The following is a 6,000-nucleotide window of genomic DNA, read 5'->3' as shown; positions in this document are numbered from 1 at the left end:
CCCCTCGACCGCAGAGGCGGGAGTGAGCCCATCAGTCCCCTCGACCGGAGAGGTGGGGGGAGTTCCCCACCCGCCCGCCCCCGCCCGGCACGAGGGCGGGGCTCACCCGGCCCCCTCCGGCCCAGCGGGACTCACCCGCCCCTACTCCCGCCGAACGGCGCAGGGCAAACGGGTGGGTGGGTGGGAGGTATCCGCCGCGGAGCGGCGGGCTGTAGGGGGCCGCAGGGGGAGACGGGGGAAACCCCCGGCCCCCCCCGGCCCCCCGCACGGCGAGACGCCGGGGCGTCCGTCCAACCGCCCCCGGCGAGATCACGTTCCGGGGCCGCCCCAGAGGCCCTCCGCCGTCAGGCCGAGGAGGTCGATCGCGTTGCGGCGGACGATGCGGTCGACAACGTCCGCGTCCAGGTGGCCCATCTGCTCCTCGCCGACCTGCCGCGACTTCGGCCAGGTGGAGTCGGAGTGCGGGTAGTCCGTCTCGTAGAGGACGTTGCCCACCCCGATCGCGTCCAGGTTCTTCAGGCCGAACGCGTCGTCGAAGAAGCAGCCGTAGACGTGCTCGGTGAAGAGCTCGGACGGCGGCCGGGTGACCTTGTCCGCGACGCCGCCCCAGCCGCGGTTCTCCTCCCAGACCACGTCGGCCCGCTCCAGGATGTAGGGGATCCAGCCGATCTGCCCCTCGGCGTACATGATCCGCAGGTTGGGGAAGCGTTCGAACTTGCCGCTCATCAGCCAGTCGACCATCGAGAAGCAGCAGTTGGCGAACGTGATGGTGGAGCCGACGGCGGGCGGCGCGTCCGCCGAGGTCGACGGCATCCTGCTGGAGGAGCCGATGTGCATGGCGACGACCGTGCCGGTCTCGTCGCAGGCCCGCAGGAAGGGGTCCCACTCGTCCGTGTGGATGGAGGGCAGGCCGAGGTGCGGCGGGATCTCGGAGAAGGCGACGGCCCGTACCCCGCGGGCGGCGTTGCGCCGCACCTCGGCCGCGGCGAGCTCGGCGTCCCACAGCGGGATGAGGGTGAGCGGTATGAGGCGGCCCGCCGCCTCGGGCCCGCACCACTCGTCCACCATCCAGTCGTTGTACGCCCGGACGCTCAGGAGCCCGAGCTCGCGGTCCTTGGCCTCGGTGAAGGTCTGGCCGCAGAAGCGCGGAAAGGTGGGGAAGCAGAGCGCGGACTGGACGTGGTTGACGTCCATGTCGGCGAGCCGGTCCGGCACGCTGAAGGAGCCGGGCCGCATCTGTTCGTAGGTGATGACTTCGAGCTTGATCTCGTCCCTGTCGTACCCGACCGCCGTGTCCAGGCGAGTGAGGGGCCGGTGCAGGTCCTCGTAGATCCACCAGTCGCCGATGGGGCCGTCCTCGCCCTGCTCGCCCATCACGGGGGCGAACTTTCCGCCCAGGAAGGACATTTCCCTCAGGGGGGCGCGGACGATCCGGGGGCCGCGGTCCTGGTACTTGGACGGGAGCCGGTCCCGCCAGACGTCGGGCGGCTCGACCGTGTGGTCGTCCACCGAGATGATCTTCGGGAAGGTCTCCGCGCTCTCCACTGTCTCCATACGGCCCACGGTAGCGCCGATCTGACGACCCGTCAGCTAGTCGTACGCGCACGACGGACCCTCCTCCCCGGCCACCCCGCCGCCCCCCGTGGCGGAAAACAATGCGGAACGTCGTGCGTGGACCCTGTGAGAGCCGTCTCGCACGGCTGACGCATCCGCCATGAACAAGGCAAACTGGCGGGGAGCAAGAACCGGCAAGGGATCAACAGGCACCACCGCGGGCGGGCAGACCCGCGACCGGCAGGATTGGGAACGGCAGGGCGGCAGGGGGAGCGATGGTCGATGTACCGCGAGTGCCGGAGCAGCGGCGTCCGGCCTCGGGGAACACCCCCGAGGAGCGGACCGAGGGGCATCCCCCCGAGGTCCGGGCGTCGCGCTTCAGCGTGCTCGGCCCGGTGCGCGCATGGCACGGCTCGGAGCAGCTCAGCACCGGCTCCCCGCAGCAGAGGGCGCTGCTCGCCGCCCTGCTCCTGCGGGACGGCCGCACCGCGACCGCCTCGGAGCTGATCGACGCCCTGTGGGGCGAGGAGCCGCCGTCGCAGGCCCTGGCAGCGGTACGGACGTACGCCTCGCGGCTCCGCAAGGTGCTGCCGCCCGGTGTCCTGGTGAGCGAGTCCGGCGGCTATGCCGTGCGGATCGCCGAGGGCGCCCTCGACCTCGCCGCGGCGGAGGACCTGTGGTCGTCCGCCGAGAAGGCCCGCGGCACGGGTGACCTGTGCCAGGCGCGCGCCCTCGTCAACCAGGCCCTGGACCTGTGGGACGGCGAGCCGCTGGCCGGCGTCCCCGGCCCCTACGCCGACACCCAGCGCGCCCGCCTCGACGAATGGCGCCTCCAGCTCGTCGAGTCCCGCCTGGACATGGACCTGGAACAGGGCTGCCACGCGGAGTCCGTCTCCGAGCTGACGGCCCTCACCGCGGCGCACCCGCTGCGCGAGCGGCTGCGCGAACTGCTGATGCTCGCGCTCTACCGCAGCGGCCGCCAGGCCGAGGCCCTCGCCGTCTACGCGGACACCCGCCGCCTGCTCGCCGACGAGCTCGGCGTGGACCCGCGCCCCGGCCTCAAGGAGCTCCAGCACCGCATCCTCCAGGCCGACCCGGCCCTCGCGGAGCCCTCCGCGCCCGCCCAGGAACCGACGTCGAGCCCGGTGCGCCCGGCCCAGCTCCCGGCGACGGTGCCCGACTTCACCGGGCGCGCCTCCTTCGTCGACGAGCTCAGCGACATCCTCTCGACCGCCGAGGGCCGCGTGATGGCCGTCTCGGCGCTCGCGGGCATCGGCGGCGTCGGCAAGACGACGCTCGCGGTGCACGTCGCGCACGTCGCGCGCACGCACTTCCCCGACGGCCAGCTGTATGTGGACCTGCAGGGCGCGGGCGCGCGGGCGGCCGAACCGGAGACGGTCCTCGGCGCCTTCCTGCGCGCCCTGGGCACGGCCGACTCGGCGATCCCCGACTCCCTGGAGGAGCGGGCCGCCCTCTACCGTTCGGTCCTCGACGGGCGCCGCGTCCTGGTCCTGCTCGACAACGCGCGCGACGCGGCGCAGGTCAGGCCGCTGCTGCCCGGCATGGAGGGCTGCGCGGCGCTGGTGACCAGCCGGGTGCGCATGGTGGACCTCGCGGGCGCGCACCTGGTGGACCTGGACGTCATGTCCCCCGAGGAGGCCCTCCTGCTCTTCACCCGGATCGTCGGCGAGGAGCGGGTCACCGCGGAGCGGGAGGCGGCGCTGGACGTGGTGGCGGCGTGCGGCTTCCTGCCGCTGGCCATCCGGATCGCCGCGTCCCGCCTCGCGGCCCGGCGCACATGGACGGTCTCCACGCTCGCGGCGAAGCTGGCGGACGAGCGGCGGCGCCTCGACGAGCTGCAGGCCGGTGACCTCGCGGTGAAGGCGACCTTCGAGCTGGGCTACGGGCAGCTGGAGCCGGCCCAGGCCCGCGCCTTCCGCCTGCTGGGCCTGGCCGACGGGCCCGACCTGTCGCTGGCGGCGGCCGCGGCGGTCCTCGACCTCCCCCCGGACGAGACGGAGGACGTCCTGGAGTCGCTGGTCGACACGTCCCTGGTGGAGTCCGCGGCGCCCGGCCGCTACCGCTACCACGATCTCGTACGCCTGTACGCGCGCGCCTGCGCCGAGCGCGACGAACAGCCCCCGAGCGAACGGGAGGCGGCGATGTCGCGCCTCCTGGACTTCTACCTGGCGTCGGCGGCCCGCGTCTACGCGATCGAACGCCCGGGCGACCGAACGGTGGACCACCTGGCGGTCACGGAGCGGGTGGGGCTGGACTTCTCCGACGGCACGAAGGCCCTGGACTGGCTGCACTCGGAGGCGGCCTGCATCCTGGCGTGCGTGCAGCAGTCCTTGGGCCCGCGGACGCTGCGGCGCGCGGTGGACCTGCTGCTGGCCTCCAAGGACCTGGCGGAGTCCGGGGCGAGTTCGCTGCGGTACGAGTCGGCGACGTGCGCCGCCCGGGACGCGGCGGCGGCGCTGGGCGACGCGCACGCGGAGGGGCGGGCCCGGGTCACGCTGGCGCAGGTGCACAACAACGCGGGCCGGTTCGAGCAGGCGGGCGTGGAGGCCGAGCGGGCCACGGCGCTCGACCGGCACCCCGGCGACCCCTGGACCCGCAGCAACGCGCCCAACGAGCTGGGGATCGTGGCGAACTGCCTGAACCGTCCGGCCGCGAGCGAGGCCCATCTCCTCCAGGCGGTCGACGCGTTCCGCGCCGACGACAACCGTCCGGGCGAGGCCAGTGCCCTGTGCAACCTGTCGCGGGTCCTCGTCGCCCTCGGGCGCACCTCGACGGCGATCGACCTCGTACGGCAGGGCATCGCCATCTACGACGACCTCGGGCTCACCTTCCGGCTGGCCAACGCCCGGTACGCGCTCGGCATCGCGCTCAGCCACACCGGGCGTCACCAGGAGGCGCTCGACGAGCTGACGGAGGCGCTGCAGGTGTTCCGGGAGAACCGCCAGCGGCTGTGGGAAGGCACCACCCACTACCGCATCGCGCAGGTCCACCTGCTGGCCGGGCGTTCCGCCCAGGCCGCGCAGCACGCGGAGCAGGCCCTCACCACGGGGTTCATCGGCGGCGACTGGATGCGGGCCAACGTCCTCGTCCTGCTGGGGAAGTCACTCGACAGCCTCGGCCAGCTCGACCGCGCCAGGGCCTGCTGGCAGGAGGCCCTGGGCATTCACGACAAGGCGCACGCGCCCGAAGCGGACGAAGTACGACAACTCCTCGCCCCGCTCGCGGCTGCCTGAGCAGCCCCGGGGCACGTTCATCGAACGTTTATGGGCGGCTGCCACTCTCAGTGCATCGATCCGTCGCGTCGGGGGGCAGGCGGGTCGCGCTGGGCCCCACAGATATGGTGAGCGGCCCTGGAACGCCCGTTCGGCGGCCCTCGGGGGAGCTGCCGAGCGGGCGTTCTGCCCCAGCGAACCGTCGATGCCACGGGAGTTCACCATGAGCGACGCCAAGAACAACGAGGACATCATCACCATGGGCGACAGTCACATGCCGGCGCCACCCAAGGACGGCGGCGCCACCACGCAGGGCGACAGCCACATGCCGGCCCCGCCCAAGGACGGCAAGATCACCACGCAGGGCGACAGCCACATGCCCGCCCCGCCCAAGGACGCCTGAGACCTTCCTCCCGACGGGGGTCGGCCGCGGCGGCGCGGAGGGGGAGCCGCCGCGGCCGATGCATGCCCCGGCAGGGGTTCACGTCGCTTCACGCAGGAAATGATCGGACTCCACGGCGCTTTCCCGGGCATCACCGGCGTCGCTCGCGTACACAGGTCCCTCTCACACTGGAGCCGGAATGACTCGCACCAAGAAGATCCTGGTCACCCTCGCGATAGCGGCCGCCGCCGCGGGGGGCGCGGCAGGCCCGGCCCTCGCCGACGGCCACACGCCGGTCGGCCCTCGTGACGCCCACGCTTCGGCAGGCGCGACCGGCGACGACGCGCAGGCCCGCCCGCTGGGCGACAGTCACATCCCGGTCGCTCCGCAGCGCTGACGCGGGAGCACGGATCGGCGCCCGGTCCCAGCAATCATGGCGCCACACCTTCCCACCCCGCCCGCCCCGCCCTTCAATGGAGGGCGAGAGAGGCCGGCCGGGTACGGCAGGGCTCTTCGTGGGTGACGGCCGCCGCCAGGGCGTGGGGCGCCGGAACCGGCGGCGGCCGCCCGCGCACGCCGACGTCGTGGCTCCCCTCCCCGATGTCGGCGCGCACTTGCCCTCACGGCTCCGGGACGTGCGGGAGTTCGTCCCGGCTTGGAACAGGCCGCAAGGGCAACGAGGCCGGAGCTGTTCCTGTCGGTGGCACAGCTCCGGCCGTCCTCGGGCACGGCTGCCCGGGCATTCGGGATGTCTGAGGAGCGCCACCGGAAAAAGGACCCCTTATCGGCACCACTCCCTCGCTGGTCGGGGCGAATCGGTGCGTCCGGGGT

Annotated in this window: 4 protein-coding genes; 3 read left to right on the top strand and 1 reads right to left on the bottom strand. The window is 73.3% G+C overall.

The genetic code is table 11. From position 1 onward, the window contains the following. Window positions 1-309 precede the first annotated feature (309 nt). On the bottom strand, window positions 310-1,554 hold the full coding sequence (locus tag ACFYXE_RS23075; protein ID WP_389315125.1) for an amidohydrolase family protein: 1,245 nt from the start codon (window positions 1,552-1,554) through the stop codon (window positions 310-312). Window positions 1,555-1,829: 275 nt separating this feature from the next. Here ACFYXE_RS23075 and ACFYXE_RS23070 point away from each other — a divergent pair, with 275 nt between their 5' ends. The 3 genes from ACFYXE_RS23070 to ACFYXE_RS23060 all read left to right on the top strand — a co-directional run bounded on the left by ACFYXE_RS23070 (window position 1,830) and on the right by ACFYXE_RS23060 (window position 5,566). Further along, a complete protein-coding gene (locus ACFYXE_RS23070) occupies window positions 1,830-4,808 on the top strand; it encodes a BTAD domain-containing putative transcriptional regulator (RefSeq protein WP_389315123.1) in 2,979 nt (992 codons plus the stop codon). 202 nt (window positions 4,809-5,010) lie between these two features. Further along, window positions 5,011-5,190, top strand: a complete 180-nt coding sequence (locus ACFYXE_RS23065) for a sigma-like protein (RefSeq protein ID WP_389315121.1) — start codon at window positions 5,011-5,013, stop codon at window positions 5,188-5,190. Window positions 5,191-5,368: 178 nt separating this feature from the next. Continuing rightward, window positions 5,369-5,566 (top strand): hypothetical protein, encoded by a 198-nt coding sequence (locus ACFYXE_RS23060; RefSeq protein ID WP_389315119.1) that lies wholly within the window; start codon window positions 5,369-5,371, stop codon window positions 5,564-5,566. Window positions 5,567-6,000: the final 434 nt, after the last annotated feature.

The organism is Streptomyces sp. NPDC002564 (assembly GCF_042889645.1).
Lineage (GTDB): Bacteria > Actinomycetota > Actinomycetes > Streptomycetales > Streptomycetaceae > Streptomyces.
Note: the sequence above shows the minus strand (reverse complement) of the source record. Positions and strands in the feature narration are given on the sequence as shown.

Coding starts and splice junctions, on each gene's coding strand:
- ACFYXE_RS23075 (WP_389315125.1), bottom strand. CDS start 1,554: ATGGAGACAGTGGAGAGCGCGGAGACCTTCCCGAAGATCATCTCGGTG.
- ACFYXE_RS23070 (WP_389315123.1), top strand. CDS start 1,830: ATGGTCGATGTACCGCGAGTGCCGGAGCAGCGGCGTCCGGCCTCGGGG.
- ACFYXE_RS23065 (WP_389315121.1), top strand. CDS start 5,011: ATGAGCGACGCCAAGAACAACGAGGACATCATCACCATGGGCGACAGT.
- ACFYXE_RS23060 (WP_389315119.1), top strand. CDS start 5,369: ATGACTCGCACCAAGAAGATCCTGGTCACCCTCGCGATAGCGGCCGCC.